Origin of the sequence: Streptomyces sp. NPDC050433, assembly GCF_044458565.1 — a bacterium.
Lineage (GTDB): Bacteria > Actinomycetota > Actinomycetes > Streptomycetales > Streptomycetaceae > Streptomyces.
In genome coordinates, this window is record NZ_JBITIB010000001.1 from 107,922 (window position 1) to 132,466 (window position 24,545).

Sequence of the window (24,545 nt, forward strand, 5' to 3'; positions counted from 1 at the left end):
CCGACGGCGGATCAGGCCCGCGTCCCCCCGGTCCTCTTCCAGAGGTACCTCTGGATCAGCAGCGTGAGCGTTCCCGCGAGGACGATGCCGCCCAGGTTGATGAGGAGTTGGACGCTGGAGCCCCACACTTGGTCGAGGTCCCCGTAGCCGAGAGCGACCGCCGCGTTCGCGGCGGCGGGGACCGTGGTGACGGAGATGGCGACACCGACCAGCAGTCCGGACTTCGCCGAGGTCAGCGAGAGCATGCCGGCGACGCCGGCCAGGATCGCGACCACGAACGAGAACAGGTCCGGCGCGTAGATGAAGGCGGTGCTTGGACGGGGCGCCTCCAGCATGGACTCGCTGAACAGGCCGAACGCGTTCATCAGCAGGCTGAAGCCCGTCGTCAGTATCATCGCGGCGGCGAACCCGACCAGCAGCGCGGCCAGCGCGCGCAGGGCGAGCCGCGCGGAGCGCCGTACCACCGCCGTACAGAGTCCGGCGAGCGGCCCGAACTCCGGCCCCACGGCCATCGCGCCGACGATCAGGATCGCGTTGTCCAGCACCACACCGCACGCGGCGATCATCGTCGCGAGGGTGAGGAACGCGAGATACGTGACCGAGAGGGTGGACTCCTCGTGGGTCGCCTCCGCCAGGTGCTCCCACAGCACGGCGTCCGCGCCCTCGCCCGGAGCGTCGGCCTCCGCCTTGTCGGCGCGGCGGGACAGTGAAAGCCCGATGTCCTCGACGGCGATCGAGCCGCTCTTGTCGATGCCGAGGTCGCACAGGTCGGCGATAAGTCCGTCGCCCGCCTCGCGCGCGACGTCGCACAGGACGAGATCGCCCGCCGGGTCGCGGGCGGCGCCGGGGAGGACGACCAGGTGGGTGGTGCCGACGGTGCTCTCCACCGTACCTACGACCTCGTCGGTCAGGTCGGCGGGGACGATCAGGCGCAGATGCAGCACGGTGGCTCTCAGACGCTCGGTTGGAGTTGTCAGAGCTTGCGGAGTGACAGGCGCTGGACCTTGTGGTCCGGGCCCTTGCGGAGGACCAGAGTGGCACGGCCGCGGGTGGGCGCGACGTTCTCCAGCAGATTGAGCCGGTTGACGGTGCGCCAGGTGGTGCGCGCGTAGTCGAGGGCCTCCTCCTCCGTGACCTGGGTGTACTTCCGGAAGTACGAGGACGGATTCTGGAAGGCGGTCTGGCGCAGCTCGCGGAAGCGGTTCAGATACCAGCTCTCGATGTCCTCGGCCCGTGCGTCGACGTACACGCTGAAGTCGAAGAAGTCCGCGAGCCCGACGCGGGTGCGGCCGTCCTGGCCGGGCAGGGCGGGCTGGAGGACGTTCAGGCCCTCGACGATGAGGATGTCGGGGCGCCGTACGGTCAGCCGCTCGTCCGGCACGATGTCGTACTTCAGATGGGAGTAGACGGGCGCGGTCACCTCGTCCTTGCCGGCCTTGATATCGGCGACGAAGCGGGTGAGGGCCCGGCGGTCGTACGACTCCGGGAAACCCTTCCTCGACATCAGCCCGCGCGCCTGCAACTCCTTCATCGGCAGCAGGAACCCGTCGGTGGTCACGCGCTCCACGCGCGGGTGCTCCGGCCAGCGGGCGAGCAGCGCCTGGAGGAGCCGTGCGACGGTCGACTTCCCGACGGCGACGCTCCCGGCGACGCCGATCACGAAGGGCGTACCGCGCTGGGCGCCGTGGCCGTTGCCGGCCTCCCCGAGGAACGTGTTGAGCGCGCCCCGGAGTTGGCCGGTGGCCTGCACGTACAGGTTGAGCAGCCGGGAGAGCGGCAGATAGACGTCCCGCACCTCGTCCAGATCGATGACGTCGCCGAGCCCGCGCAGCCGCTCGACCTCCTCGGCACTGAGCGGCAGCGGCGTCTTGTCACGCAGCGCGCTCCACTCGGCACGGCTGAGGTCGACGAAGGGGGTCGGCCCGTGCTCGGCCCGGCGCTGGGCGCTCGGCGGCGGCGTTGACGAAGACGGTGTGATCACGTGGCCATTGTCGGGGGTGGGGCGGAGGTTGTGGGGGTGGGGTGGGTCACGTGAGGGCCCAGGGTAGGTCGGAAGACCGGGGTGTCCGGGCTGGAACCGAAGGCGAGTTCCGCGCGTGATCGATTCCGGTGCCCTGCGGTGCCGGACATATGAGCGACGCGGAATCGTGATCAGCAACATCGGGGGTTGGCGCACCATGAGCTTCGGCGAGGATGGGCCCGGGCAGCGGGCCGAGGCGGCGGAACAGGGCTCCACGGCCACGCGGTTGAACCAGCTTCCCGCGGACGGCCCCGCCTCAAGCCCCGGCGGCACGTCGAAGCTCGTGTCGACGCCGGCCGAGAAGAAGGCCGCCGCCGACACCATCGCCAACGAACTGCTGACCAGTACCAAAAAGGCGGGCAACCACGCGGACGAGGCCAACGCCGGCGCTGTCGGCGCGCTCAGTGGATGGGCGACCGCCGGGGCACTCAAAAAGGTCCAAACCACGTGGGACGGGCAGGTGAAGACGCTCCTGGGCCGCCTGAGCAAGGAGCGCGACGGCCTCAAGGGCGCTGTCGGCACCCTCTCGGGGGTCGACAGCGCGCGCCGCTCCGAGCTGTACGGCATCAAGACACCGTCGGCGTTCGACGGTTACCAGTGAGCCACCGCAGGCCACCGCCATCGCAGAACTCTGAAGCGCCCCAGGGGAAATGAGCATGCTGACATATCGCGAAGTCATGACCACCGACTTCGGGAAGCTCTCCTCCGCCGCCGACATGTGGAAGTCGATGGCCGAGGAATTCGGGAAGGTCGAGAAGCGCTACCGGGACGGCGTGCAGAAAATCACGCTCGGTGACGTGTGGCTGGGGGAGAGCGCGAGCGCGGCGTCCTTGAACTTCGCGGCCACCCGGTACGAGTACCAGGCCGCCCAGACGCAGGCGAAAGCGACGTCGACACTGCTGCGCAACGCGCACGACCAGTTCGTCGAGTTGAAGAAGCGGCTGGAGACCGCGCGCGCCGACGCCATCAAGGCGGGCATGAAGGTCTCGGAGCAGGGCAATGTCGCCTTCGACTACGAGAGTGCCACCGAGAGCGAGCGCAACGCGCTCCGTAACGACCCGGACTACGCCAAGAGCGTCCGGGACAGCGAGCAGTCCTGGGCCGACTACATCAAGTCCTGTGTGAAGGCCGTCAACGACGCGGACAAGGACTTCCAGAAGGACCTCGAAGCCGTTGTCAAGGACAGCGGTGGCGCCAAGAACGACGGCACAGCGGGCGGCTTCAACGGCAACGCCGACAACGTCGCGAAGGCGGACGACCAGCAGAAGCGGGAGCGCATGGAGCTCGCTTCGCTGGGGATGCGGGACAACGAGACCCTGGACGACTACATTCAGCGTCTCCAGAGGGAGGTTGTGGAGAAGGGGACCGGCAGTAAGCGGCTGGCGGACCTTTTCGCCGCCGTCCAGAAGGGCACGATCACCGCCGGCGCTTTCGCCGCCGCGGTCGGCGGGACCCTGAGTAACTCCTGGAAACTGTTCAAGTACGTGAAGGACACCAAGGACGTCACCGCGCCGGGCACCAAGATCTCCACCATCATCAACAGCCGCCTGGCCGGGGCCGCGCCCGGAAGCCTGTTGAGCAAGGTTCCTCCAGGCCTGGTCAACGCCGTCACCGGGTCCGACGAAGCGGCCCAGTTCGGCACGTACCTGCGGAACGGTTCCTGGATCGTGCCGTCGGCCGCCGAGGCCAATCTCGTCAGGGTCGCGCAGACCGGGGGCCTCGCGAACGCCGCGTCGGCCGCCGGATGGCTCCGGGGCGCGGGTGTCGTCGGCGGCGTCGCGGCAACGGCCTACGGCGTGGCCAACTTGGCCACGTACGACGTCGATATGATCAAGGCCGATCCTTCGAAGTTCGCCACCGACCTCACGGGAACGGCGTTCAACGCGTCGCTGACCGCGCTGACCGTGGCGCCCAACCCGGTCACGGCGGGCCTGGCGATCGGCACAGGCGTGGCGTACGCCGGCGCTCTGATCTGGGACAACCACGAGGCCATCGGCAAGGGACTCGACACGGCCGGCGACTGGGTGGGCGACAAGGCCTCGGACATCGGGGGCGGTATCGCCGACGGGGCGAAGAAGCTGGGCGGCGCCCTCAACCCGTTCGACTAGCGAGGGAAAGTCATGCACACGGCTATCAGCCCGTTCACGCTCGCGTCCTGGAAGGGGAAATCTCCGGCCGGGGGCAAGCAGTTCGGCTGGCAGGGCACTTCTCCGGAGTTCGGCGACATCCAGGTGGTGCACCCGGCGGGCCCTTATGCGCGGGAAAAGATCACCACGGCTGTGCAGGGTGGTCTGATTCCCACGGCCACGTTCGAGACGCGTGGCTTGCACGCGGATGACCTGTCGATGCCGACCCTCAATGGCGCGACGCTCCGGGTGGGCGACGCGGTCGTGCGGATGAGCCGGAACCGGTGGGCGCAGACGCACCGGGGGCGCTCCCTGCGTATGACGTATCTGGGCGACGCGTACACGCTCACGGCGATCAACCGCCGGGCATACACGCTGTCCCGGCGGCCCGACGCCGAAGACCCCGGCGTCGTCGTCACGGTGCGGCAGTCGGGGCGCGGAAGCGGCAGGAAGGCAACCGTGCAGGCGGCAGGCCGGGTCCTGCCCGCCGATGTCGCCCTCGCGGCTCTCTTCTCCGGAGTCGACCGCTCCGTGCTCACACGGCGCGGCGTCGTACGGGCGGCGTTCGCAAGGATGTTCGCCTTCTGGGCCGGAATCTATTCCTGAATGTCTATCAAGTGAGTGTGTATGCCTTCGTTCGATATTTCCCGGTCCCGCTTCCGGCTGGCGGACGAGCACGTGATCGTGCTCTCCGAGCTGGCGACAGGGGACGAGGTGCCCGACGAGTTCGCGGCGGCCCAGAAGGAGTTGCTGGACTGCGGTCTGATCGATGAGGACGGGAAACTGTCCCCTCTGCTGCTGCCGCTGATGGAGACGGTCCTCTCCCCCGGGGTGGTCATCTCGCTGGAGGCCGCCGGCCGGCAGGGCAAGCTGCACCACGGCATGCTCATCGGCGCGGACCACGTCGTCGCGCACGAGGCGTGGCCGGGCGTGCCCGAGGCCGAGTACTCCTGCGTCGAGCCGAAGACGCTGGTGTGGAAGCTCTCCGACATGGTGAACCTCCAGCGCTCACAGCGCTCCTCGGCAGGACCGGACACGCTTCCTTCCGTCGTGGAGACGACGATCGGCACCGTCGAGGCGGGTCTCGCCGCCCTGGAGGGCGAGGGAATCGTACAATCCGCCCACGACGAGCGCGCGGCGATCCGCCAGGCCCTTGCGACGGGCGGCGACCTCGGCGAGCAGGCGCTGACGCTCGTCGCCGACCTGATCTCCGAGCTCCGGTCGAGCTGGCGTCTGACCTCGGCCTGGCAGACTCATCACGAGGGCCAGGACGCTGCGGAGACGCGCGGCTTCGCCGTCTGGGACTGCGGCCCTCTCGGCTACTGGCTGCGGGAGCTGCCCGCCGAGCCGGTGGCCGAGGAGCGGATCACCCCGGCGAGCACCTTCAGGCTCGTCCGCGTGGAGGCCAAGACGATCTGGACGCGGATCACCGGCCTCCTGCCCGACGAGGGCGAACTCCGGGACGCCGCGGCACGTCAGCCGGGCAAGGGCTGAGCGCACGCAAACGTATCCGAGGTACAGCTCGTACTGCCAGGGGCGTTGGGCCGGGCAGCGGCGTCAGCCCTTGCGCACCCGACCGCGTCGCCGCCACGCGCCCGTCAGTCGGCCCGTGATGTAGCACGTCGCGATCGTCGAGAGGGACGCGCGGAGCCAGCCGATGTCCGGGTCCCACCAGGCGTACGCCGTGACCGGCACGAACAGCAGCAGCGCCGCGACCCGCAGCACCCACCAGCGCGGGCGGCGCGGCACCGTCGGGCCGCCGGACGGGTCGCCGGAGAGGGTGTCCACGATGCCCGCGAAGAAGCCGCGGCGGGCCAGCACCCGGGCGCCGGCGAGGGTGGTGAGGACTTCGTCGCGGGTGCCGAAACCGGCCGGTATCGGCGGCAGGCCGAGCGCGGCCACCAGGGCGGACTGGCGGCGGGCCGGGTCGTCCGAGCCGCGCAGGAGGTTGGTGACCGGGCGGGTGTCGGCGAGGCCGTACGCCGTCGCCAGCGTCCCGGCCGTGGCCGCGACGGCAGCGTGGTCGGGGACCGGCGCCGCCGGGTCCCAGTCGTGGTCGGCGACCTTCTTGCCCTGCTGGAGAAGCGTGAAGCCGTACCGGTCGCCGGTCCGGCGCAGGACGAGCGCGGGCCACGGCTCGCCGGTGGTGAAGTTGTCGGCGGCGGCCGTGAGCCGGTCCTCGCCGAGGAGCGTGGCGCGGATGCCGGGCTCCGGGTCGGCGGCGAGTTCGACGTACGAGGACCGCCCCGGCGCCGGGGCTATCCGCAGCGGGACACCGCACATCAGCGCGGCGTCGGCGACGGTGTGCGGCGGGGCCGCGACGAGGGCGAGGCAGTGCGGGGAGACGGGGGAGGAGGCGGAGGCGGACGCGGTCTCGGCCCCGGCAGGGTCCCCCGGCGGCTTCGGCCGCGAGAAGAACGGCGTCCGCGCCGCCACATGCATCCGTACACCCGCCCGGAACTCCAGGAACTCGCCCCGCGCGTCCCCCAGATACCCCCACGGGAACTCCGTCGCGTGCACCCCCACCGCCCGGAACTGCTCCAGCGCCTCCCCGTGCCGGTCCGCCAGCAGCAGCATCAGCGCCAGGTGGTTGCGGACCCCGGCCACCTCCGGATCGCCGTGCGGGTACGCGTCCGACAGCTCCCGCGCCCGCTCCAGCGCCGCATGGATCCGGGACGGCTCTATCCGGTCGCCCTCCGCCGGCGGGCCGTCGGCCACCACGTCGTACTCGACGGCCGCCAGCAGCGGCAGCGCGTGCAGCTTCGAGCCCGGCAGGGCCTCCGCCGCCGCGCGTTCGGCGAAGTCGAACATCTCCTCGTGCGTGCCGTACCACTTGTCGCACAGGTACTGGAGCGCCGAGACATGGCAGCCGTAGTGGTGCGGCGCGCGGGCGGTCGCCTCCGCCCAGTACGCGTCGAACACCTCGCGCGGCGCCTGGCTGCCGCGCGCGTGCGTGAGCGCGACCTGCCACGGAACGGGGTCTGTGGGGTTCAGCTCGGCCGCCGCGCCGATCACCGGCACCGCGTCGTCGAGCAGCGCGAAGAACGCCTGGAACTGGTCGCGCGAGACGCTGCTCGCGCGGGCGCCCGTCCGTATCTCCCACGCCTGCTGGACGCAGTGCTCCGCCTTCACCAGTACGGCGTCCGGATCCCGCGGCGACTCGGCGAGCCACGCGTCCAGCCAGCCGGGGCTGTGCAGCGCGCTCTCGGCCAGCCGTGGCACGTATCCGCCGCGCCGCTCCCACTCGGCGCCGACGCGGGTCGCCGCCAGCAGGTCCCTGGCCGGGACGTGGTCACCCGCGTACGCGGCGGTGAGCGCGGCGCGCAGCTCGGGCGTGGGCGGGTCGAGGACGACGGACGCGTCGGGGGGCAGATGCGCGCCGACGGCGGCCCCGTGGCGGAGCATCCGCGGCAGGGTGAACAAGGTGCGAAGCGTCGCGGTGATCGTCACGGTCATCCATTGAAGGCGGTCGGTGGTGGCCGCCACCAGAGGCTTTCGATGACAAAGCCGTATCGCATGCCCCGGCTACGAGGGCCGGTCGGAACGCTGTCGCCCTCAGGCGCTCTCGGGCCTGATCCCACCCCTGGGAGCCTGCCTCTTCGATCACGAGCTAAGCCAGGGCCAGTACGTATCGATCATGGAGATCGGTCGGATTCATTGGCGCCGTACAAGCGGATCACCGTCGACCGGAGCTGTCTCGATGCGGCCCGCGCGTCCAGTCGCCCGGTTCGGATCTGTTGGTCGGCGGCATGCCCGAGTGCGATCGTCGCGGCGACCAGCCAGTCCGTCTCCAGTTCGGTCGTGAACTCGCCGCTGTCGCGCCCGCGGCGGATCAGGGCCGCCAGGCGCTGCTCGATCGGCATGTGGCGTGAGGCGTCTGCCTCTGCGTCGCTGCTTGAGTGATCGAATGCTGTCTGCTCGGCCAGCAGCATTTCGACTGCGGTAAGGAATCGGGAGAGGGCTTCGGTGGCGTGGCCGGCCTCGAGGTCTGCGGCATCAAGCGCGGTGAACGCTCGATGGCTCAACTCGTCGCGCACCGCTGTGACCAGGGCTTCGCGGGTGCCGAAGTGCGCGTAAGCAGTCTGTCGTGTCACGCCGGCCTCGCCCGCGATGTCGGACATGCTCGCCTCGGGACGCTCGGCAAGCACCTGGATCGCCGCCGACACCAAAGCGGCACGGTTGCGCGGGACCTCCACTCGCTGACGGCGACGCCTTATCTCTGACATGGTTGACAACGATAACAGGAACGCTAACCATGACAGGCATGTCAGAGATAACTGTGCGGGCGGCGCACCGCCTGCTGATCGACTACACCCGCGACATGGCTCTCTCCGACGAGGATCCCGCCCAAATCGTGGACCGCACCTTCACCGAGGATGCGGTCTGGGTGACCGACGGCACCGATCTCTCTCGCGACCAGTTGATTGCACACGCGGCCCCGGCCCGCAAGAACGTCACCGCGAGTCAGATGCAGATCGATGACCTCCTCGCCGACGACCACCGCTTTGCCGCACGCTGCCGCCTCAACACCGAACACCGCAAGCTTGGGCACATGGTGATCGAGTGGATCCTGGTCGGCGAAATCGCCGAAGACGGACGGGTGCAGCACATCCACCAACTCGGTCGCACATGCCGAGCGGGGGAAACCTGACGGACGCCGAGTGGGCGATGCCAGCGCCTGAAGAATCCTCTCGAAATCTTCGGCTGTTGCTGCACAGAAGTCTTGATCACCCATGGTGATGTCGGCCATCGTGTCATTGAAGTCGCGAGCCTCTGGTTCGGATTCCCGAATCAGACGGGCGGGCACCATCATCCAATTTCTCGCCGACCTGAGCATCCACTCGGTCTGCTCAGGCGTCTCCCGCAGAGCCGACTCGAACACCGCCTTCAATTCGTCGCGAGGCTCCGCGAACCGCCACCCAACGAAAGCGAGTTGAAGGTATCCATGGATGGGGTGCCGTTCCGTACCCTCCCCGCTCACCGTAACCCCCCGACATCCACCGCGACCCCATCCGGCACGATCCCCACCACCGGCGGAAACAACATCCCGCCGTCCTCACTGCCCGCGTCCAAAGCCACCCCCGCAGGACCCGGCAACAACGGCACCATCACATCCAGCAACCGCGCACCCGGAACGGTTCGGTACACCCATTCCCGTCCGGCCTCACCACGCGCCCACGCAAACCGCGCCAACGCCCCCTCATCCGAGAACGCACAGATCCACCGCACACCACCCTGATCCGCCGACCACAAATCCCCGGCCGCATCCAACGGCACCAACATCGCCGCACGCCGAAACTCACCCAGCAACATCGCGAACTGACGCTTCGCGGTGGTCAATTCATCCACAGCTGCCGGCTCGGGCGTCGGCTCGGGCTTCCTGACGCGCGGTCGGTCGCTCCGCCTCGGGCCAGTCAACCAATTCGGTCAGTCTCGACGGGCGGCCAGGCCGCACTATGTCGTCCCCGTTGTCACGCATAGTCGAGACGCTGTCTGTCACGAGAGAGGATTCGCCAGCAAGCTCCTCGCCTCAGCAGGCCTGGGCCGGAAAGTCGTCCGCGAGCGCTCCCGAACCCGCGGGACCGGCCGCCGTAGGCTGCCGACCATGTGCGGAATCGTGGGTTACGTCGGCGGACAGTCGGCGCTCGATGTGGTCATCGCCGGTCTCAAGCGGCTCGAATACCGCGGCTACGACTCGGCCGGTGTCGCGGTCCTCGCCGACGGCGGACTGGCCTCGGCCAAGAAGGCGGGCAAGCTCGTCAATCTGGAGAAGGCGCTGGTGGAGGTGCCGTTGCCGAGCGGCAACACCGGCATCGGCCACACCAGATGGGCCACCCACGGCGGCCCGACCGACGCCAACGCCCATCCGCACGCCGACAACGCGGGCCGTGTCGCCGTCGTACACAACGGGATCATCGAGAACTTCGCCGCCCTGCGCACCGAGCTGTCCGACCGCGGCCACGACCTGTCCTCCGAGACCGACACGGAGGTCGTGGCACATCTGCTCGCCGAGGCGTTCTCGTCCTGCGGCGAGCTGGCCGAGTCGATGCGGCAGGTGTGCGGGCGGCTGGAGGGCGCGTTCACGCTGGTCGCCGTGCACGCGGACGAGCCGGACGTGGTCGTGGGCGCGCGCCGCAACTCGCCGCTCGTGGTGGGCGTGGGCGACGGGGAGGCCTTCCTCGCCTCGGACGTCGCCGCCTTCATCGCCCATACGCGCTCCGCGATCGAGCTGGGCCAGGACCAGGTGGTGGAGCTGCGCCGCGACGGTGTGACCGTGACCGACTTCGACGGCGCTGACGCGCAGGACAACGTACGCGAGTACCACATCGACTGGGACGCCTCCGCCGCCGAGAAGGGCGGCTACGACTACTTCATGCTCAAGGAGATCGCCGAGCAGCCGAAGGCCGTCGCCGACACCCTCCTCGGACGCGTCAACGCCGAGGGCTCGCTGACCCTGGACGACCTGCGCATCCCCTCGCGGGTGCTGCGGGCTGCCGACAAGGTCGTCATCGTGGCGTGCGGGACGGCGTTCCACGCCGGGCTGATCGCGAAGTACGCCATCGAGCACTGGACGCGTATCCCGTGCGAGGTGGAGCTGGCGAGCGAGTTCCGCTACCGGGACCCGATCCTGAACACCCGTACCCTCGTCGTCGCGATCTCCCAGTCCGGCGAGACGATGGACACGCTGATGGCGCTGCGGCACGCGCGCGACCAGGGCGCCACCGTCCTCGCCATCTGCAACACCAACGGCTCGACGATCCCGAGGGAGTCGGACGCCGTCCTGTACACCCACGCGGGCCCCGAGATCGCGGTCGCGTCGACGAAGGCGTTCCTGACGCAGCTCGTGGCGTGCTACCTGGTCGCGCTGTATCTGGGGCAGCTGCGCGGCACGAAGTACGGCGACGAGATCCGCGCCGTCATCCGCGAACTGTCTCGGATCTCCCGCGAGGTCGAGCGCGTGCTGGAGACGATGGAGCCGGTACGGGAGCTGGCGCGCTCGCTCGCGGACAAGCGGACGGTGCTCTTCCTGGGGCGGCACGTGGGCCACCCGGTGGCCCTGGAGGGCGCGTTGAAGCTGAAGGAACTGGCGTACATGCACGCCGAGGGCTTCGCGGCCGGCGAGCTGAAGCACGGCCCGATCGCGCTGATCGAGGAGGACATGCCGGTGGTGGTCGTCGTACCGTCGCCGCGTGGGCGTTCGGTGCTGCACGACAAGATCGTGTCGAACATCCAGGAGATCCGGGCGCGGGGAGCGCGGACGATCGTGATCGCGGAGGAGGGGGACGAGGCGGTGGTGCCGTACGCGGACCATCTCATCCGTGTCCCGGTGACACCGACGCTCCTTCAGCCGCTGGTCTCGACGGTGCCGTTGCAGGTCTTCGCGTGCGAGCTGGCGACGGCGCGCGGCAACGAGGTGGACCAGCCGAGGAATCTGGCGAAGTCCGTGACAGTGGAGTGAGAGGCAGGACAGTGCGGTGATCATCGGGGTGGGGATCGACGTGGCGGAGATCGAACGCTTCGCGGCGTCGCTGGAGCGCACACCGGCCATGGCCGAACGGCTCTTCGCGGAACGGGAGTTGCTGCTGCCCAGCGGGGAGCGGCGCGGTATCGCCTCGCTGGCGGCGCGCTTCGCGGCCAAGGAGGCGCTGGCGAAGGCGCTGGGCGCGCCGGCCGGGCTGCACTGGACGGACGCCGAGGTGTACGTCGAGGAGAGCGGGCAGCCGAGGCTGCGGGTACGGGGCACGGTGGCGGCGCGCGCGGCGGAACTGGGCGTGCGGTCCTGGCATGTGTCGCTCAGCCATGACGCGGGGATCGCGTCGGCGGTGGTGATCGCGGAGGGGTGACGGCTGCTCTGGTGGGGCGATCGCGAGGGGTGACGCCCCACGGTTTGCGGCAGACTCGGAGTCATGCGTACCGCCTACAGCGTCGAGACCGTACGGACCGCCGAGCGGGAGCTGATGGACCGGCTCCCCGACGGCGTACTGATGCAGCGCGCGGCGGCGGGACTCGCCGCCGTCTGCGCCGATCTGCTGCGGCGGGGCCCGGGGCGGGTGTACGGGGCGCGGGTCGTCCTGCTCGTCGGCAGCGGCGACAACGGCGGCGACGCGCTGTACGCCGGGGCCCGGCTGGCGCGGCGCGGGGCCGGGGTGTCGGCGGTGCTGCTGAACCCCGACCGGGCGCATGCCCGGGGGCTTACGGCTCTGCTGGCCGCACGCGGTCGGGTCGCGGACGACCCGTTCGCCGTACTGGCCGCCGCCGATCTCGTCGTGGACGGCATCACCGGCATCGGCGGGCGCGGCGGGCTGCGCCCCGACGCGGTGCCGGTGGCACGGGCGGCGCGCGGTTCGGGCGCGGTGGTGGTGGCCGTCGACCTGCCGAGCGGCGTCGAGGCGGGCAGCGGGGAGGTGGTGGGGGAGGCGCTGCGGGCGGACGCGACGGTGACGTTCGGTACGTACAAACCGGCCCATCTGATCGACCCGGCGCGGGAGTACGCGGGGGCGGTACGGCTCGTCGACATCGGCCTCGGCGCGGTGCTGCCGTCGGTGCCGGAGCTTGAGGCACTCCAACACGCGGACGTGGCACGGCTGTTGCCGGTGCCGACGGGCGAGAGCGACAAGTACCGGCGGGGTGTCGTCGGGGTGGTCGCCGGTTCGGCGCGCTATCCGGGCGCGGCGGTACTGGCGGTGTCGGGCGCGCTGCACGGCGGCGCGGGGGCGGTGCGGTACGTGGGGCCCGCCGGTGACGCGGTGATCGCCCGCTTCCCCGAGACCCTGGTCCACACCGGCCCACCGGCCAAGGCGGGCCGCGTCCAGGCCTGGGTGGTCGGCCCCGGCCTGGGCGACGAGCCGGGCGTCTCGGACGCGCTGGCCTCCGACGTACCGGTCCTGATCGACGCGGACGGCCTGCGCGGCCTGGACGCCGCCGCCGTACGCGCCCGTACGGCCCCGACGCTGCTCACCCCGCACGCCGGGGAGGCGGCGGCGCTGCTGGGGGTCCCCCGCGAGGAGGTCGAGTCGTCCCGCCTCGCGACGGTCCGCGAACTGACGTCCCGCTACGGCGCGACGGTCCTGCTCAAGGGCTCGACAACCCTGGTGGCCTCCCCGGACCCCTCGGCCCCGGTCCGCGTCAACTCCACCGGCACCCCCTGGCTGGCCACGGCGGGCAGCGGCGACGTGCTCTCGGGCCTGACGGGCTCGCTGCTTGCGGCGGGCCTGGAGGCGCGGGACGCGGCCTCGGCGGGCGCCTACCTCCACGGCCTGGCGGCCCGCCACACGGCGAAGGGCGCCCCGGTGAGCGCGGAGGACGTGGCGGGGGCGGTGCGGGGGGCGTGGCGGGACGTGGTGGCGGAGGGGTGAGGCGGGCCGGGCCGGGAAGGGCGCCTGGGGCTCAGTTCGCCATGGCGACGTTGTGCCGTAGGAGTTCGACTCCGTCTTCGGAGCCGTACGCCGAGAACCTGCTGGACAGGTCGCGGATCTGCTGGACTTCGCCCTGACCGGCGACGGGGACGATCCGGCGCACTGGACCGCGATCGAGTGCAATCCGAACGGCCAGTGGGGCTGGCTCCCGGACGCGCAGGACATTACAAACGCGTTCGCAGACATCCTGAGTACGAGAGGGGGCAGCAGGCCATGACGATGCCCGCCGCCTTGGAGACAGACGCCCTAGGTCTGCGGAAGGCGATGGCGAACGCTCTCGCCGAGGACGGCGTCCTTGACGATCCGGCCTGGCGGCTGGCCGTGGAGACGGTGCCCCGACACCGGTTCGTGCCGGGTTTCTACCTGCCCGCCGTCGAGCGGGACCGGCATGGGCTGACGGTGTGGGAGCCGGTCACCGCCCAGCTCGACTACGACCGGTGGCTGGCCGCCGCGTACTCCGACACCACGCTCATCACGCAATTCGGCGGCGACGAACCCGACTGGACGCAGCCTGCCGTACGCCACGGCGGCGCACCGACCTCCTCGTCCACGTTGCCGTCCCTGGTCGTGCGGATGTGGGCGGACGCCGAAGTCGCCGAGGGACAGACGGTGTTGGAGATCGGCACCGGGACCGGCTACTCGACCGCGCTCGCCTGCGAACGGCTCGGCTCCGCCAGCATCACGAGCGTCGAGGTGGACCCGCACCGGCTGGAGACAGCCGCGAACGCGCTGCACGGGTGTGGCTACACCCCGACCCTCGCCGTGGCCGACGGACTGTACGGGTACTGGCCCGAGGCGAAGTTCGACCGGATCGTCGCCGCCTGCTCCTTCCGCGCCGTGCCCCCCGCCCTGCTCGCGCAGGCCCGGCCGGGCGGGAAGATCCTGCTCACCCTGTCGGGCTGGCTCTACGGCTACGCCCGCGTCCTGCTCACCGTCGCCGAGGACGGCACCGCCGATGGCCGTCTGCTGGGCGGCACCGTGTCCTTCATGCCGGCCCGCACACACGCGCCGCCGGCCTTCGGCAACCCCGCCCACTGGGCCGTAGGACCGGACGCGAAGGCCCGCACCTCGCGGCACAGCCCGGAACGGATCAGCGCAGCGACCGACGAAGCCTTCCACCTGCGATTCCTGGCCCAAAGCGCCGTGCCCGACGCCCAGATGACCACCGTCGGCGACGTGGTGCACCTGATCGACGTCGTCACCGGATCCGCCGCCACCCTCACCCCCGACGACGGCGTATGGCAGGTGCGCGAGGGCGGCCCGGTGAAGCTCTGGACGTGCGTCGAGCACGTCTTGGACGCGTACGACGCGGCAGGCCGGCCGGGGCCGGAGACGTTCACGCTGCACGTGTACAACGCAGGGCAGCACCTGCGGCACCCGAAGATCCCCGACCTGCGACTGCTCCGGAATTAGGGTCGTCCGAACCACCGGCAACGTGCTACCCGTTGGGGATGACTGACGAAGATGATCCTCTCGGCGGGGCGTCGGAGGACCACCACGATGCCGTCACCGCGGTCGCGGTTTCCCCGGACGGACAGTTCGGGGCGACCTGCGCGCGCTCCGGGGAGATTCGGATGTGGGAGCTGCGCCACGGCTGGCTGAACTCCTATGTGGGCGGGCTCCAGGACGGGCCGGTGGAGAGCGCCGCGTTCATCGGGGACGCCAAGCGGCCCACGTTGCTGACCGCGGGGCCGTCGGCGTCGCTGTGGACCGTGACCGCCGAGTCCTTGGAGTGGCGGAGACTCCCCTGGGACGGCGGGCGGCTCCTCACGCCCGCGGACCGGGAGGCGGTGCTCAGGCAGTGTGGAGACCTCCGTTGGCTGGGCTTCTTCGGCACCCTGTACGGCAGGATCAAACTGGACGCCCCGCAGGCATTGGGGCGCACCGGCTCCGGGCTGATCGTCGTGAGCGATGACGGCGGCCGGATCGGGGCCTGGCGACGGCCCTCCGGGGAGACCTACGGCGACGCCGATCTGGTGTGGGCCTTCGGCGGCGGACCCGACGCGGCGGATCAGCGGCTGACGCGCTGTTGCGACCGGGGGCGGCTCGTCGTTTCCTCGCGGCGCGGCCAGGTCGTCGTCCTCGACGCGGAGACCGGGGCGACCGTGACCGCGTTCGCCCCGCCCGCCCGGCCGACGGCGATCGCGGCGCATCCGGACAGGCCGCTGGTGGTGCTTGGCGGGCGGGACGGTTCGCTGTCGTGGTGGGATGCCAGTTCGGGGCACTGCCTGGGGCGTGTCCAGGCGCACGACGGGCGCGTCCGGGCGTTGGCGCTCGCCACCGGCACCGACCTGGTGATGTCGGTCTCCCAGGACGGAACGGCCGCGCTCTGGCGGCTGCACGGCCGCAAGCCCGTCGGCCGCTTCGCGCCCCGCACGCCCGTCGGCCCCCGGGAGCTGACCCGAGTGGCCGGTACGCCCGACGGGCGGCGCTGGCTGATCGGCGGGCGCGGCGGCCAGGTCCATGTCCTGCACTGGTCGGGCCATGCCGGGCTCGTGCCGCGACGCGTCGGCCGCCCCTCCTGGGTGATGGACGGTGGCGACGTGGAGACCCAGCTCGACAACATCCGTCACCACTGGGACGACGGTCCGGCGAGTCTGGCGGCGGTACGTGAGCTGGCGTCGGGTGATCTCGACGCCGCGTGGCACGGACTGGCGGCGGACGCGCTGGAGGATCTGATCGTGAACGGTGCGGACCCGGCGGCCCGAGAGGCCGCGGTGATCGCGCTGGCGGAGATCGACAGGGACAAGGCCACGACCGCGCTCTACAGGATGTTCGCCCGTCACGACGGCCACGGTTCCGCCGGGCGGTTGCTGGCGTACTTCACCGGTGAGGAGGAGCCCGCGACGGACCAACTGATCGAGAGCCTGCCCGAAATCGGTAACTTCTTCGGCGTGCTCACCTCGGCCACCTTGGGTGAACGGGGCGCCGCCGTGGTCCCGGCAGTGCACGCGGCGCTCCGCGCGTTCCCCTTCCCGACCCGCCAGGACGTGGACGACTGGTTCGGTGACGAGTCGACCAAGTACCGGTTGATGTACGTCCTCATACGGGTCGGTCCCGCCGCCGCGCCCACGACGCCGACCCTGCTGGCTGTGCTGGAGGACGAGGAGATCTACCGGGACACCCGGCACCAGGCGAAGGTGACCCTCCAGTCGATCGGCCTCCCGGAGACGGTCGACACCATCGCCGCCGAGGTCCGGCGGCGGGCCGAACTCGTCGTCGTCGGCGAGGCAGATGAGGCAGACGAAGACGACGAGGCAGAGGGCTTGAGCCTGCTGCTCGACGTGCTGGTCGGTATGCCGGCTGCGGCTCTGGTGGCCTCCCGCGAGATCGGACCGGCACTGGAGGCGGTGCGTCGCCGCTTCGAGGACGACGACTACGAGATACGGCTCGCCGACTGCATCGACGAGGAGATGGCCGACTGGATGATTCCCACTCCGCCGGAGTGAGGACATGGATACGTCCTGCGGTTGACGTCCATGGGGGCAGCGGCGAATGAGACTCGAACTCCGTTGCTTGAATTGGGGGTTCGGGTGGATCGCTGGGATCGGTGGGATCGAGTCGGGCGGGTCGCGGCGTACGGGGCGGCGCTGGCGCTGACGCCCTACCTGCTGATCAAGGTGTCGTGGGTGGTCGGTTCGGTCTTGGGGCTGCTGCCGGTCGGGACCGGGTTCGGCATGGTGGAGTGGGTGGTGCTCAACAGCGCGACGATCGCCATGGCAGGGATCGGGATCGCGGTGGCGCTCGCGCTGGTGCGGCCGTGGGGGATGCGCATACCCGGGGCGCCGTTGGCTTTCTGCGCCTGGGTCGGGACCGGGTTCCTCGTCCCGGTGTTGCCGTACGCCGTTCTCAGTTCGCTGCTGGGCTCGGCGGACGGCAATCCGAAGGGCGGTGGTGACGCCGGCCCGTCGATGCCGGCCTGGGAGGCCGCCCTGGTGCAGATCGGGTTCGTAGGTATGGGGCTGGGTCTGGCCGTCGCGCTGCCCACGTACATGCGGCGGCGCTGGCCGGACGCGTTCGCGGGCCGGCTCGGGGACGGTGGCGAGGGCTCGCCGAGGGCGCTGCCATGGATGGCCGTGGTCGGCGCCCTGGTCGGTCTCATCTGGCTGTACTGGGCGGCGGGCGGCACCGCGGGTGTCGACCACCGCGGCGAGCGGGACCTCGCTTGGTATGCGCTGTCCGGTGTCTTCGGGTTCTGGGCGTTCGTGGCGTCCGTCGCCACCTGGGCGGCCGTCCGAGGCTTGCCCGCACAAGTCCCGCGGTGGGGCCCGATGGTGCTCGGCTGGCTCGGCTCGGGCTCGTTGTTCGCCTGGAGCGGCTGGAAGCTTCCGTTCACCCTGTACCTGGCGTTCGCGCAACCACCCGACGCGGCCCTGCCGGAGAACCTCGCGCTCGCGGCAGTCCTGCACACTGCGGCGCTGGGGGCGGGTGTCGCGATGCTGCGAGCGCTCGTGCGTACGCGGCGAACTGGAGTTATGTGTCGGTTTCGGAGGCGTGCCAGCCGTGGTCGGTGAGGCGGTAGAGGGTGCCTGAGGTTCCGTAGAGGTGGGGTTTGCGTACGCGGAGTACGGCGTGTTCGGTGTGGCGGAGGGAGGGGTCATTTTTGAAGCTGCGCCAGACGGTGGCCGGGGGGTCGGGTTCGTCAGTGTGGCTGTTGAGTGGATGGGCAGTGACGAGGCCGTCGGCGATCTCGCAGTGCCAGCCGTCGGCCGGCGACCAGACACACCACACGTTCCCGTCCGTTCGGCGGTAGGCGGGGCGGCCGTTGCGTTGGCCGTCGCGTTCGAAGGTGTAGCGGAGACCGTCGATGTGGCGCACGAAGGTGAAGGATGTAAGTGTCGTCATGCCTTGGGCGCTGGCCCGCTGGCCCGCTGGTCCTTCGGTTCGGGGATGGTGTGCATGACCTGTCTTCGCAGGTGCCTGCGGTTGCGGCGTGAGCTGTATGCCTTGTCGCCGCCGAGGTGGTCCAGGCCGCCCCAGGGACCGTCCGAGTACGCCACGGTATGCCTGTTCGCACCCGGAACGATATCCCGTTGATCACCCTACGGTGATCGCTCCACCGGCCATCATGCCGCCTCGCCCTGGCCCGGTTCTCGGCTTCTCCGCCAACTCGTTCGCTTCCTTCGTCGCGGGCGTCAAGGCCGCTGCGTTCGGCGCGGTCTGACTTCTCGTCAAGCACCGGATCGACAGGTCGCCCCATCATGCCCCGCATGGTGGGGCTTCGTGCCGTCCGCCCCGGACCGCCGCCCCGGACCACCGTCCGGAGCCTCGCCCGGCTGGCCGGGAAAAAACCGGCGGACGTGACACCGCGGTTGAAAGCTTCCCGCTCGTGGACTGGGCAACGAAAACTTTTTGAACCGTTCCGACCGGGCGTCGACCAGCAACTAAGCGCCAAGAGCGGCCAGTTGGCCAGCAAGGCCCTCTTGTAATGAACGCGTCAGAAACCTGATCCTTCCGCTTGTCCGAGCAGCGCACCACCTAAGCAGGAGGACCTGACCATGGCAGTGACGCACGGAACCCGGCTGCGGATCGTCGCAGTGCTCTCGGCCGCAGTAACGGCGGCCAGCCTCGCTCTGACAGTCGGCCCGGCCCAGGCCGCCCCCGCCGAAGGCCGCATCATCGGCGCAGGTGCGCCGAATGCCGTGAAGGACAGCTACATCGTCATCCTCAGCGAGCGTTCCGGTACGAAGTCCTCGTCCAGCGAGGGCAGACGCCTCATGACCCGCTACGGCGGTGAGGTCTCGCACACCTACCGCGCCGCGCTCAACGGTTACGCCGCCAACCTGAGCGAGACCGAGGCCAAGCGGCTCGCCGCCGACCCCGCGGTGGCCCAGGTCGTCCAGGACACCACCGTCAAGGCCTCCGCCACCCAGGTCAACCCGCCGTCCTGGGGCCTTGACCGCATCGACCAGGCGAACCTCCCCCTCAACGGCAGCTACACCTACCCGGACACGGCCGGCGAGGGCGTCACCGCCTACGTCATCGACACCGGCGTACGCATCACGCACGTCGACTTCGGCGGACGTGCCTCCTACGGTTACGACGCGATCGACAACGACTTCATCGCCGACGACGGCCACGGCCACGGCACGCACGTCGCCGGCACCGTCGCGGGCACCAACTACGGCGTCGCCAAGAAGGCCAAGATCGTCGGCGTACGCGTCCTGAACAACGCCGGATCCGGCACCACCGCCCAGGTCGTCGCGGGCGTCGACTGGGTGACCGCCAACGCGGTGAAGCCCGCCGTCGCCAACATGAGCCTCGGCGGCGGCGCCAACACCGCCATGGACACCGCCGTCCGCAACTCGATCGCCTCCGGCATCACCTACGCGGTCGCCGCAGGCAACAACGGTCTTCCTGCGGCCAACTACTCGCCCGCGCGCGTCTCCGAGGCCATCACCGTAGGCGCCACCACCAGCACCGACGCCCGCGCCAGCTACTCCAACACCGGCACGCTGGTGGACCTGTTCGCCCCCGGCTCGGCCATCACCTCTGCCTGGCGGACGAGCGACACCGCCTCCAGCTCCATCTCCGGAACGTCGATGGCGAGCCCGCACGTCGCCGGCGCCGCCGCCATTTACCTCGGCACCCACACCTCCTCCACGCCCTCGCAGGTGTCGAGTGCCCTGGTAGCCGCTGCCACGCCCGGTGTTGTCACCAACCCCGGCACCGGCACGCCCAACCGGCTGCTGCGCGTCATCCCGTAACCGGACAGCCGGACAGCCGGACAGCCGGACAGCCGGACAGCCTGACAGCCGGGCGTGCCACGGGGCTCCGGCCCCGCGGTACGCCCGGTGCTCTTCCAAGGTCCGGCCCCCGCCACCCCCGGTGAACCCTGCCAAGCAGGTCGGGGGGCTCTGAGAGACTGTGGGGGATGACCGGAACCGTACCCACCTCGCCCCTTCGTGCCCGTGCCGAGATCGATCTCGGCGCGCTCCGTGGCAACGTCCGTGCCCTGCGGGCGCGGCTCGCGCCCGGTGCCGAGCTGATGGCCGTCGTGAAGTCCGACGCGTACGGACACGGCGCCGTACCGTGCGCGCGGGCCGCCCTGGACGCCGGAGCGGCGTGGCTCGGGACCGCGACGCCGCACGAGGCGCTCGCGCTGCGGGCCGCCGGGATCCGGGCGCCGATCCTGTGCTGGCTGTGGACCCCCGGCGACCCCTGGCGCGAGGCCATCGAGGCCGGTCTCGACATGTCCGTGTCCGGCATGTGGGCGCTGCGCGAGGTCACCGAGGCCGCGCGTGAGGCCGGGCGGCCCGCGCGGATTCAGCTCAAGGCCGACACCGGGCTCGGCCGCAACGGCTGCCAGCCCGACGACTGGCCCGAACTCGTCGCCGCCGCCCGCGCCGCCGAGGTCGCGGGCACCGTCCGCGTCACCGGCCTGTGGTCGCACTTCGCGTGCGCGGACGAGCCCGGCCACCCGTCGATCACCGGGCAGCTCGACCTGTTCCGGGAGCTGCTGGTGTACGCCGAGAAGGCCGGCATCGAGCCCGAGGTCCGGCACATCGCGAACTCCCCGGCCACCCTCACGCTCCCCGAGGCGCACTTCGACCTCGTCCGGGCCGGTATCGCCGTGTACGGCATCTGCCCCAGCCCCGAACTCGGCACCTCGCGCGATTTCGGGCTGCGGCCCGTGATGACCCTCGCCGCGTCCGTGGCGCTGGTGAAGCGGGTGCCGGAGGGGCACGGCGTCAGTTACGGGCACCAGTACCTGACCCCCGCCGAGACGACCCTCGGCCTGATCCCCCTCGGGTACGCGGACGGCATCCCGCGCCACGCGTCCGGCCGGGGCCCCGTGCTCGTCGGCGGGGCGGTGCGGCGGGTGGCGGGGCGGGTCGCGATGGATCAGTTCGTCGTGGATCTCGGGACCGGGCCGGACGCCGACGCCGTGCAGGAGGGCGCGCCGGCCGTGCTGTTCGGGCCGGGGGGCGGGGGCGAGCCGACCGCCGCCGACTGGGCGGAGGCGGCCGACACCATCGCGTACGAGATCGTGACCCGTATCGGCCCGCGTGTGCCCCGCGTCTATGTGGGCGCCGACGACCAGGACGACACGGGACGACGAGGAGCGGGACGTTGAGCGAGAGCAGCGCGGGGGACATGGCGTCAGCCGCCGGCAAGGCCGCCGGCGCCGGGGGCAACTGGCGGATCGCCGGTATCGCCGGCACCGCGATAGGCGTGATCGCCGCGGGCGCCGCGGCGGGTGTCGCCATCGAGCGGCTGACCGTCGGCCGCGGCATGCGCAAGAAGGCGCGGCTCGCGCTCGACTCGACCGGGCCGTACGGCTCCCTGCGCGGCACCCCCGGCACGGCCGTCGCCGACGACGGGACCGAGCTGTACTTCGAGGTGGACGACGTCGACCCGGAGACCGGCGCGGGCACCCCGCGCCGCCGCCGGCTGTTCGGCCGCAAGGCCCCGGCGCCCGTCACCGTCGTCTTCAGCCACGGCTACTGCCTCAACCAGGACTCCTGGCACTTCCAGCGCGCCGCGCTGCGCGGTCTGGTGCGGACCGTCTTCTGGGACCAGCGCAGCCATGGCCGCTCCGGGCGCGGCGCCGCGCAGCAGGGCCCCGACGGTGTTCCCGTCTCGATCGACCAGCTCGGCCGCGACCTCAGGGCGGTCATCGAGGAGGCGGCGCCGGAGGGCCCGCTGGTCCTCGTCGGCCACTCCATGGGCGGCATGACGATGATGGCCCTGGCGGGCCACTGCCCCGAACTCGTACGGGACCGGGTCGTCGGCGCCGCGTTCGTCGGCTCCTCCAGCGGCAAGCTCGGCGAGGTCAGCTTCGGGCTGCCGGTGGTGGGCGTGAACGCCGTACGCCGCGTCCTGCCCGGTGTCCTGAAGGCGCTCGGCTCGCAGACCGAGCTGGTCGAGCGGGGGCGGCGGGCCACCGCGGATCTCTTCGCCGGGCTGATCAAGCGCTACTCGTTCAGCTCGAAGGACGTGGACCCGGCCGTCGCGCGATTCGCCGAGCGGCTGATCGAGGGGACGCCGATCGACGTCGTGGCGGAGTTCTACCCGGCCTTCACCGAGCACGACGAGTCGGCCGCGCTGCCGGTCTTCACGGACGTCCCGGTGCTGGTGCTGGCCGGGGACCGCGATCTCGTCACCCCCAGCTCGCACAGCGAGGCCATCGCGGACCTGCTGCCGGACTCCGAGCTGGTGATCGTGCCGGACGCGGGCCACCTGGTGATGCTGGAGCACCCGGAGGTGGTCACCGACCGGCTGGCCGACCTGCTGGTACGGGTCGGGGCCGTGCCGGCAGCCACTAACGTGGGTACGTATGGAAGCACCGCACAGCCCGGCGGCTGAGAGCCGTACCCGTAGCACCGTCATCACCGTCCACTCACCCGAGCACATGGGCGAGCTGGGCCGACGGCTCGCCGGTCTGCTGCGCCCCGGAGACCTGGTGATGCTCACCGGCGAACTCGGCGCGGGCAAGACGACGTTGACCCGAGGCCTGGGCGCCGGGCTCGGCGTACGGGGCGCGGTCACGTCGCCGACCTTCGTCATCGCACGGGTGCACCCCTCGCTCGGCTCCGGCCCGCCCCTCGTGCACGTGGACGCGTACCGGCTCGGCGGCGGTCTCGACGAGATGGAGGACCTGGACCTCGACGTGTCGCTGCCGGACTCGGTGGTGGTCGTGGAGTGGGGCGACGGGAAGGTCGAGGAGCTGTCGGACGACCGGCTGCACGTGGTGATCGACCGCGTCGTGGGTGCGGTGGACCCGCTCGCCACGCCCGAGGACGACCGGCGCGAGGTCACCCTCATCGGCATCGGCGGGCGCTGGGCGGACGTGGACCTGGACCTGGGCGTGGACCCGGCCTCGGCCGCCGTCGTCCGGGAGGCGGACGGCGACGGCCGGGTCTGATCCGTCGGTTCGTTCAGTCCGTTCAGGCCCCTTCCGGCTTCGGGTGCCAGTGGTTCTCGGGGCGGCCCGATGCTCGGCATTTTCGTTGCGGGCGTCCGATATCTGCGTCGTCAGTCACACGCCCGGAGTTCCCTGTGACCCGCGTCACGTGGCCCGCGTCGATTCCGACGCGATGTCGGTAAACTCTTGCTCATGCCGTGCGGCGCGTGGTCACATGGTGAAGAGATTTGGTTAGGTCTACCTAACTTAGCCTGCCCCCGGAGCCTCAGGAGGCATCCATGTCGGCATCAGAGAGCACCGAAACGCCCCCGGCCGAGCCGACGACCCCGACCCAGACCTCGACCCCGGACCCCTCGTCCGTGTCGATGAGCGATCTGCTGGCCTCGTGCGCGGCGGCCAGTGCCGTATCGACCCCGCCGCCGGCCGAGACCCGAGCCGACGTGGAGGACACGGCCGACAGGGACAACGAGGCCGCGTAACCGCCGTACGCCTACGGGACGACGACGACCTTCGAGCCGATCGTCGCGAACGTCCACATCGCGTCGCCGTCCTTCGGCGTCATCCTGACCCCGCCCGTCTTCAGATTCGGGTCCGGGCTCGGCATCGTCCCGTCCACCGCCGCGCTGAACCCGATCGCGACCTGGTCCACGCTGGCGAACCGCACCACGTGCTCGATGTCGACCCCGTCCGACCCCGTGCCCTGCCCGGACCGCGACATGACCTCGTACGTGCCCGGCTCCGGGCTCACCGTGCTCGGCATGACCCCGAAGGTCACCGGCTTCTGCGCCGCCGTGCCCACCAGCCACACGCGCTTGGCCTTCAGCGCGTAGACGACGCGCGGCCCGTCGCCCGACTTCGCGGGGACCGCGTGCGCGTCCTCCTTCTCCTCCTTGGGCGAAGGAGAGGGGGAGGCCGACGAGCCGGGCCTGGGCTTCGAGAGCTGGTCCGGCACGTTCGCCGACGCCTGGTACGCGAGGAAACCGACGGCCGCCACAGCCAGCGCGGTGAGCCCGGCCACGAATCCCGAGCTGCTCCTGGACACCTTGATCCACCTCTCGTACGTACGTCTGCGTGGTGACGGTAGCAGCAGGCGCGGAGCCGGACGGGGCGCCCCG

24 protein-coding genes and 1 pseudogene are annotated in these 24,545 nt (G+C 70.9%); 16 read left to right on the plus strand and 9 right to left on the minus strand.

Annotation, left to right across the window (positions count from 1 at the left end; genetic code table 11):
- Positions 1 to 11: 11 nt before the first annotated feature.
- Both ACIBLA_RS00590 and coaA read right to left on the minus strand, forming a co-directional pair.
- Entirely contained in the window at positions 12 to 944 is a 933-nt protein-coding gene (locus ACIBLA_RS00590; protein WP_399197405.1) for a DUF389 domain-containing protein, read from the minus strand.
- Between the two features lie 29 nt (positions 945 to 973).
- Positions 974 to 1,981: a type I pantothenate kinase gene (coaA, locus tag ACIBLA_RS00595; RefSeq protein ID WP_399197406.1), complete on the minus strand. Its 1,008-nt coding sequence runs from the start codon at positions 1,979 to 1,981 to the stop codon at positions 974 to 976.
- 166 nt (positions 1,982 to 2,147) lie between these two features.
- Here coaA and ACIBLA_RS00600 point away from each other — a divergent pair, with 166 nt between their 5' ends.
- From ACIBLA_RS00600 to ACIBLA_RS00615, 4 genes are read left to right on the plus strand one after another with little or no spacing between them, the layout of a single operon-like run.
- Positions 2,148 to 2,621: a hypothetical protein gene (locus ACIBLA_RS00600; RefSeq protein ID WP_399197407.1), complete on the plus strand. Its 474-nt coding sequence runs from the start codon at positions 2,148 to 2,150 to the stop codon at positions 2,619 to 2,621.
- A gap of 55 nt (positions 2,622 to 2,676) precedes the next feature.
- On the plus strand, positions 2,677 to 4,128 hold the full coding sequence (locus tag ACIBLA_RS00605) for a hypothetical protein (protein ID WP_363240199.1): 1,452 nt from the start codon (positions 2,677 to 2,679) through the stop codon (positions 4,126 to 4,128).
- Positions 4,129 to 4,140: 12 nt separating this feature from the next.
- On the plus strand, positions 4,141 to 4,752 hold the full coding sequence (locus ACIBLA_RS00610) for a hypothetical protein (RefSeq protein ID WP_399197408.1): 612 nt from the start codon (positions 4,141 to 4,143) through the stop codon (positions 4,750 to 4,752).
- Between the two features lie 21 nt (positions 4,753 to 4,773).
- Entirely contained in the window at positions 4,774 to 5,640 is an 867-nt protein-coding gene (locus tag ACIBLA_RS00615) for a histidine kinase (protein WP_399197409.1), read from the plus strand.
- A 63-nt stretch (positions 5,641 to 5,703) separates the two neighbouring features.
- On the opposite strand, the gene ACIBLA_RS00620 is transcribed toward ACIBLA_RS00615, so the two are convergent.
- Together ACIBLA_RS00620 and ACIBLA_RS00625 are read right to left on the minus strand one after the other, a co-directional pair.
- Positions 5,704 to 7,602, minus strand: a complete 1,899-nt coding sequence (locus ACIBLA_RS00620) for a hypothetical protein (RefSeq protein ID WP_399197410.1) — start codon at positions 7,600 to 7,602, stop codon at positions 5,704 to 5,706.
- 179 nt (positions 7,603 to 7,781) lie between these two features.
- Positions 7,782 to 8,372 (minus strand): TetR/AcrR family transcriptional regulator, encoded by a 591-nt coding sequence (locus tag ACIBLA_RS00625; RefSeq protein ID WP_399197411.1) that lies wholly within the window; start codon positions 8,370 to 8,372, stop codon positions 7,782 to 7,784.
- A gap of 29 nt (positions 8,373 to 8,401) precedes the next feature.
- Here ACIBLA_RS00625 and ACIBLA_RS00630 point away from each other — a divergent pair, with 29 nt between their 5' ends.
- Positions 8,402 to 8,797, plus strand: a complete 396-nt coding sequence (locus tag ACIBLA_RS00630) for a hypothetical protein (RefSeq protein ID WP_399197412.1) — start codon at positions 8,402 to 8,404, stop codon at positions 8,795 to 8,797.
- A gap of 326 nt (positions 8,798 to 9,123) precedes the next feature.
- Here ACIBLA_RS00630 and ACIBLA_RS00635 read toward each other — a convergent pair whose 3' ends face one another.
- Positions 9,124 to 9,495 carry an SseB family protein gene (locus ACIBLA_RS00635; protein WP_363240192.1) on the minus strand — a complete coding sequence of 124 codons (372 nt, stop codon included), beginning with the start codon at positions 9,493 to 9,495 and terminating at the stop codon, positions 9,124 to 9,126.
- Between the two features lie 256 nt (positions 9,496 to 9,751).
- On the opposite strand from ACIBLA_RS00635, the gene glmS reads away from it, so the two are divergent.
- The 3 genes from glmS (at position 9,752) to ACIBLA_RS00650 (ending at position 13,502) form a co-directional block, all read left to right on the plus strand.
- On the plus strand, positions 9,752 to 11,605 hold the full coding sequence (gene glmS / locus ACIBLA_RS00640) for a glutamine--fructose-6-phosphate transaminase (isomerizing) (RefSeq protein WP_399197413.1): 1,854 nt from the start codon (positions 9,752 to 9,754) through the stop codon (positions 11,603 to 11,605).
- Between the two features lie 16 nt (positions 11,606 to 11,621).
- Positions 11,622 to 11,990, plus strand: coding sequence for a holo-ACP synthase (locus tag ACIBLA_RS00645; RefSeq protein ID WP_363240190.1), 369 nt, complete (start codon positions 11,622 to 11,624; stop codon positions 11,988 to 11,990).
- Between the two features lie 63 nt (positions 11,991 to 12,053).
- Positions 12,054 to 13,502 (plus strand): NAD(P)H-hydrate dehydratase, encoded by a 1,449-nt coding sequence (locus tag ACIBLA_RS00650; RefSeq protein WP_363240189.1) that lies wholly within the window; start codon positions 12,054 to 12,056, stop codon positions 13,500 to 13,502.
- Between the two features lie 31 nt (positions 13,503 to 13,533).
- Here the strand turns inward: ACIBLA_RS00650 and ACIBLA_RS00655 are convergent, their stop codons facing one another.
- Entirely contained in the window at positions 13,534 to 13,665 is a 132-nt protein-coding gene (locus tag ACIBLA_RS00655; protein ID WP_399197414.1) for a hypothetical protein, read from the minus strand.
- Positions 13,666 to 13,775: 110 nt separating this feature from the next.
- Here ACIBLA_RS00655 and tgmC point away from each other — a divergent pair, with 110 nt between their 5' ends.
- The 3 genes from tgmC to ACIBLA_RS00670 all read left to right on the plus strand — a co-directional run bounded on the left by tgmC (position 13,776) and on the right by ACIBLA_RS00670 (position 18,076).
- Entirely contained in the window at positions 13,776 to 14,975 is a 1,200-nt protein-coding gene (gene tgmC / locus ACIBLA_RS00660) for an ATP-grasp peptide maturase system methyltransferase (protein ID WP_399197415.1), read from the plus strand.
- A gap of 38 nt (positions 14,976 to 15,013) precedes the next feature.
- Entirely contained in the window at positions 15,014 to 17,011 is a 1,998-nt protein-coding gene (locus ACIBLA_RS00665; RefSeq protein ID WP_399197416.1) for a WD40 repeat domain-containing protein, read from the plus strand.
- An 84-nt stretch (positions 17,012 to 17,095) separates the two neighbouring features.
- Positions 17,096 to 18,076: a hypothetical protein gene (locus ACIBLA_RS00670; protein ID WP_399197417.1), complete on the plus strand. Its 981-nt coding sequence runs from the start codon at positions 17,096 to 17,098 to the stop codon at positions 18,074 to 18,076.
- Here ACIBLA_RS00670 and ACIBLA_RS00675 read toward each other — a convergent pair.
- Positions 18,036 to 18,407 carry a hypothetical protein gene (locus ACIBLA_RS00675; protein ID WP_399197418.1) on the minus strand — a complete coding sequence of 124 codons (372 nt, stop codon included), beginning with the start codon at positions 18,405 to 18,407 and terminating at the stop codon, positions 18,036 to 18,038. The genes ACIBLA_RS00670 and ACIBLA_RS00675 overlap by 41 nt on opposite strands.
- Positions 18,408 to 18,424: 17 nt before the next feature.
- Positions 18,425 to 18,529: pseudogene (locus tag ACIBLA_RS00680) on the minus strand (IS5/IS1182 family transposase); the annotation flags it as partial.
- A gap of 531 nt (positions 18,530 to 19,060) precedes the next feature.
- Between ACIBLA_RS00680 and ACIBLA_RS00685 the strand changes: the two are divergent.
- The 5 genes from ACIBLA_RS00685 to ACIBLA_RS00705 all read left to right on the plus strand — a co-directional run bounded on the left by ACIBLA_RS00685 (position 19,061) and on the right by ACIBLA_RS00705 (position 23,909).
- Positions 19,061 to 20,269: a S8 family peptidase gene (locus tag ACIBLA_RS00685; RefSeq protein ID WP_363240182.1), complete on the plus strand. Its 1,209-nt coding sequence runs from the start codon at positions 19,061 to 19,063 to the stop codon at positions 20,267 to 20,269.
- Positions 20,270 to 20,436: 167 nt separating this feature from the next.
- Positions 20,437 to 21,639, plus strand: a complete 1,203-nt coding sequence (gene alr / locus ACIBLA_RS00690; protein ID WP_399197419.1) for an alanine racemase — start codon at positions 20,437 to 20,439, stop codon at positions 21,637 to 21,639.
- A complete protein-coding gene (locus ACIBLA_RS00695; protein WP_363240180.1) occupies positions 21,636 to 22,871 on the plus strand; it encodes an alpha/beta hydrolase in 1,236 nt (411 codons plus the stop codon). Before alr ends, ACIBLA_RS00695 begins: the two co-directional genes overlap by 4 nt.
- Positions 22,843 to 23,430: a tRNA (adenosine(37)-N6)-threonylcarbamoyltransferase complex ATPase subunit type 1 TsaE gene (tsaE, locus tag ACIBLA_RS00700; RefSeq protein ID WP_399197420.1), complete on the plus strand. Its 588-nt coding sequence runs from the start codon at positions 22,843 to 22,845 to the stop codon at positions 23,428 to 23,430. Before ACIBLA_RS00695 ends, tsaE begins: the two co-directional genes overlap by 29 nt.
- A 278-nt stretch (positions 23,431 to 23,708) precedes the next feature.
- Positions 23,709 to 23,909 carry a hypothetical protein gene (locus ACIBLA_RS00705; RefSeq protein ID WP_363240178.1) on the plus strand — a complete coding sequence of 67 codons (201 nt, stop codon included), beginning with the start codon at positions 23,709 to 23,711 and terminating at the stop codon, positions 23,907 to 23,909.
- A gap of 11 nt (positions 23,910 to 23,920) precedes the next feature.
- On the opposite strand, the gene ACIBLA_RS00710 is transcribed toward ACIBLA_RS00705, so the two are convergent.
- The gene (locus ACIBLA_RS00710; protein ID WP_363240177.1) at positions 23,921 to 24,472 is read right to left on the minus strand and encodes a hypothetical protein; all 552 of its coding nucleotides are present in this window, start codon (positions 24,470 to 24,472) and stop codon (positions 23,921 to 23,923) included.
- Positions 24,473 to 24,545 lie beyond the last annotated feature (73 nt).

Excerpts from the sequence above, each read along its gene's own strand:
- ACIBLA_RS00605 (WP_363240199.1), top strand. The coding sequence starts at position 2,677 with ATGCTGACATATCGCGAAGTCATGACCACCGACTTCGGGAAGCTCTCC.
- ACIBLA_RS00610 (WP_399197408.1), top strand. The coding sequence starts at position 4,141 with ATGCACACGGCTATCAGCCCGTTCACGCTCGCGTCCTGGAAGGGGAAA.
- ACIBLA_RS00615 (WP_399197409.1), top strand. The coding sequence starts at position 4,774 with ATGCCTTCGTTCGATATTTCCCGGTCCCGCTTCCGGCTGGCGGACGAG.
- ACIBLA_RS00620 (WP_399197410.1), bottom strand. The coding sequence starts at position 7,602 with ATGACCGTGACGATCACCGCGACGCTTCGCACCTTGTTCACCCTGCCG.
- ACIBLA_RS00625 (WP_399197411.1), bottom strand. The coding sequence starts at position 8,372 with ATGTCAGAGATAAGGCGTCGCCGTCAGCGAGTGGAGGTCCCGCGCAAC.
- ACIBLA_RS00630 (WP_399197412.1), top strand. The coding sequence starts at position 8,402 with ATGACAGGCATGTCAGAGATAACTGTGCGGGCGGCGCACCGCCTGCTG.
- glmS (WP_399197413.1), top strand. The coding sequence starts at position 9,752 with ATGTGCGGAATCGTGGGTTACGTCGGCGGACAGTCGGCGCTCGATGTG.
- ACIBLA_RS00650 (WP_363240189.1), top strand. The coding sequence starts at position 12,054 with ATGCGTACCGCCTACAGCGTCGAGACCGTACGGACCGCCGAGCGGGAG.
- tgmC (WP_399197415.1), top strand. The coding sequence starts at position 13,776 with ATGACGATGCCCGCCGCCTTGGAGACAGACGCCCTAGGTCTGCGGAAG.
- ACIBLA_RS00665 (WP_399197416.1), top strand. The coding sequence starts at position 15,014 with ATGACTGACGAAGATGATCCTCTCGGCGGGGCGTCGGAGGACCACCAC.
- ACIBLA_RS00675 (WP_399197418.1), bottom strand. The coding sequence starts at position 18,407 with ATGACGACACTTACATCCTTCACCTTCGTGCGCCACATCGACGGTCTC.
- ACIBLA_RS00685 (WP_363240182.1), top strand. The coding sequence starts at position 19,061 with ATGGCAGTGACGCACGGAACCCGGCTGCGGATCGTCGCAGTGCTCTCG.
- alr (WP_399197419.1), top strand. The coding sequence starts at position 20,437 with ATGACCGGAACCGTACCCACCTCGCCCCTTCGTGCCCGTGCCGAGATC.
- tsaE (WP_399197420.1), top strand. The coding sequence starts at position 22,843 with ATGGAAGCACCGCACAGCCCGGCGGCTGAGAGCCGTACCCGTAGCACC.
- ACIBLA_RS00705 (WP_363240178.1), top strand. The coding sequence starts at position 23,709 with ATGTCGGCATCAGAGAGCACCGAAACGCCCCCGGCCGAGCCGACGACC.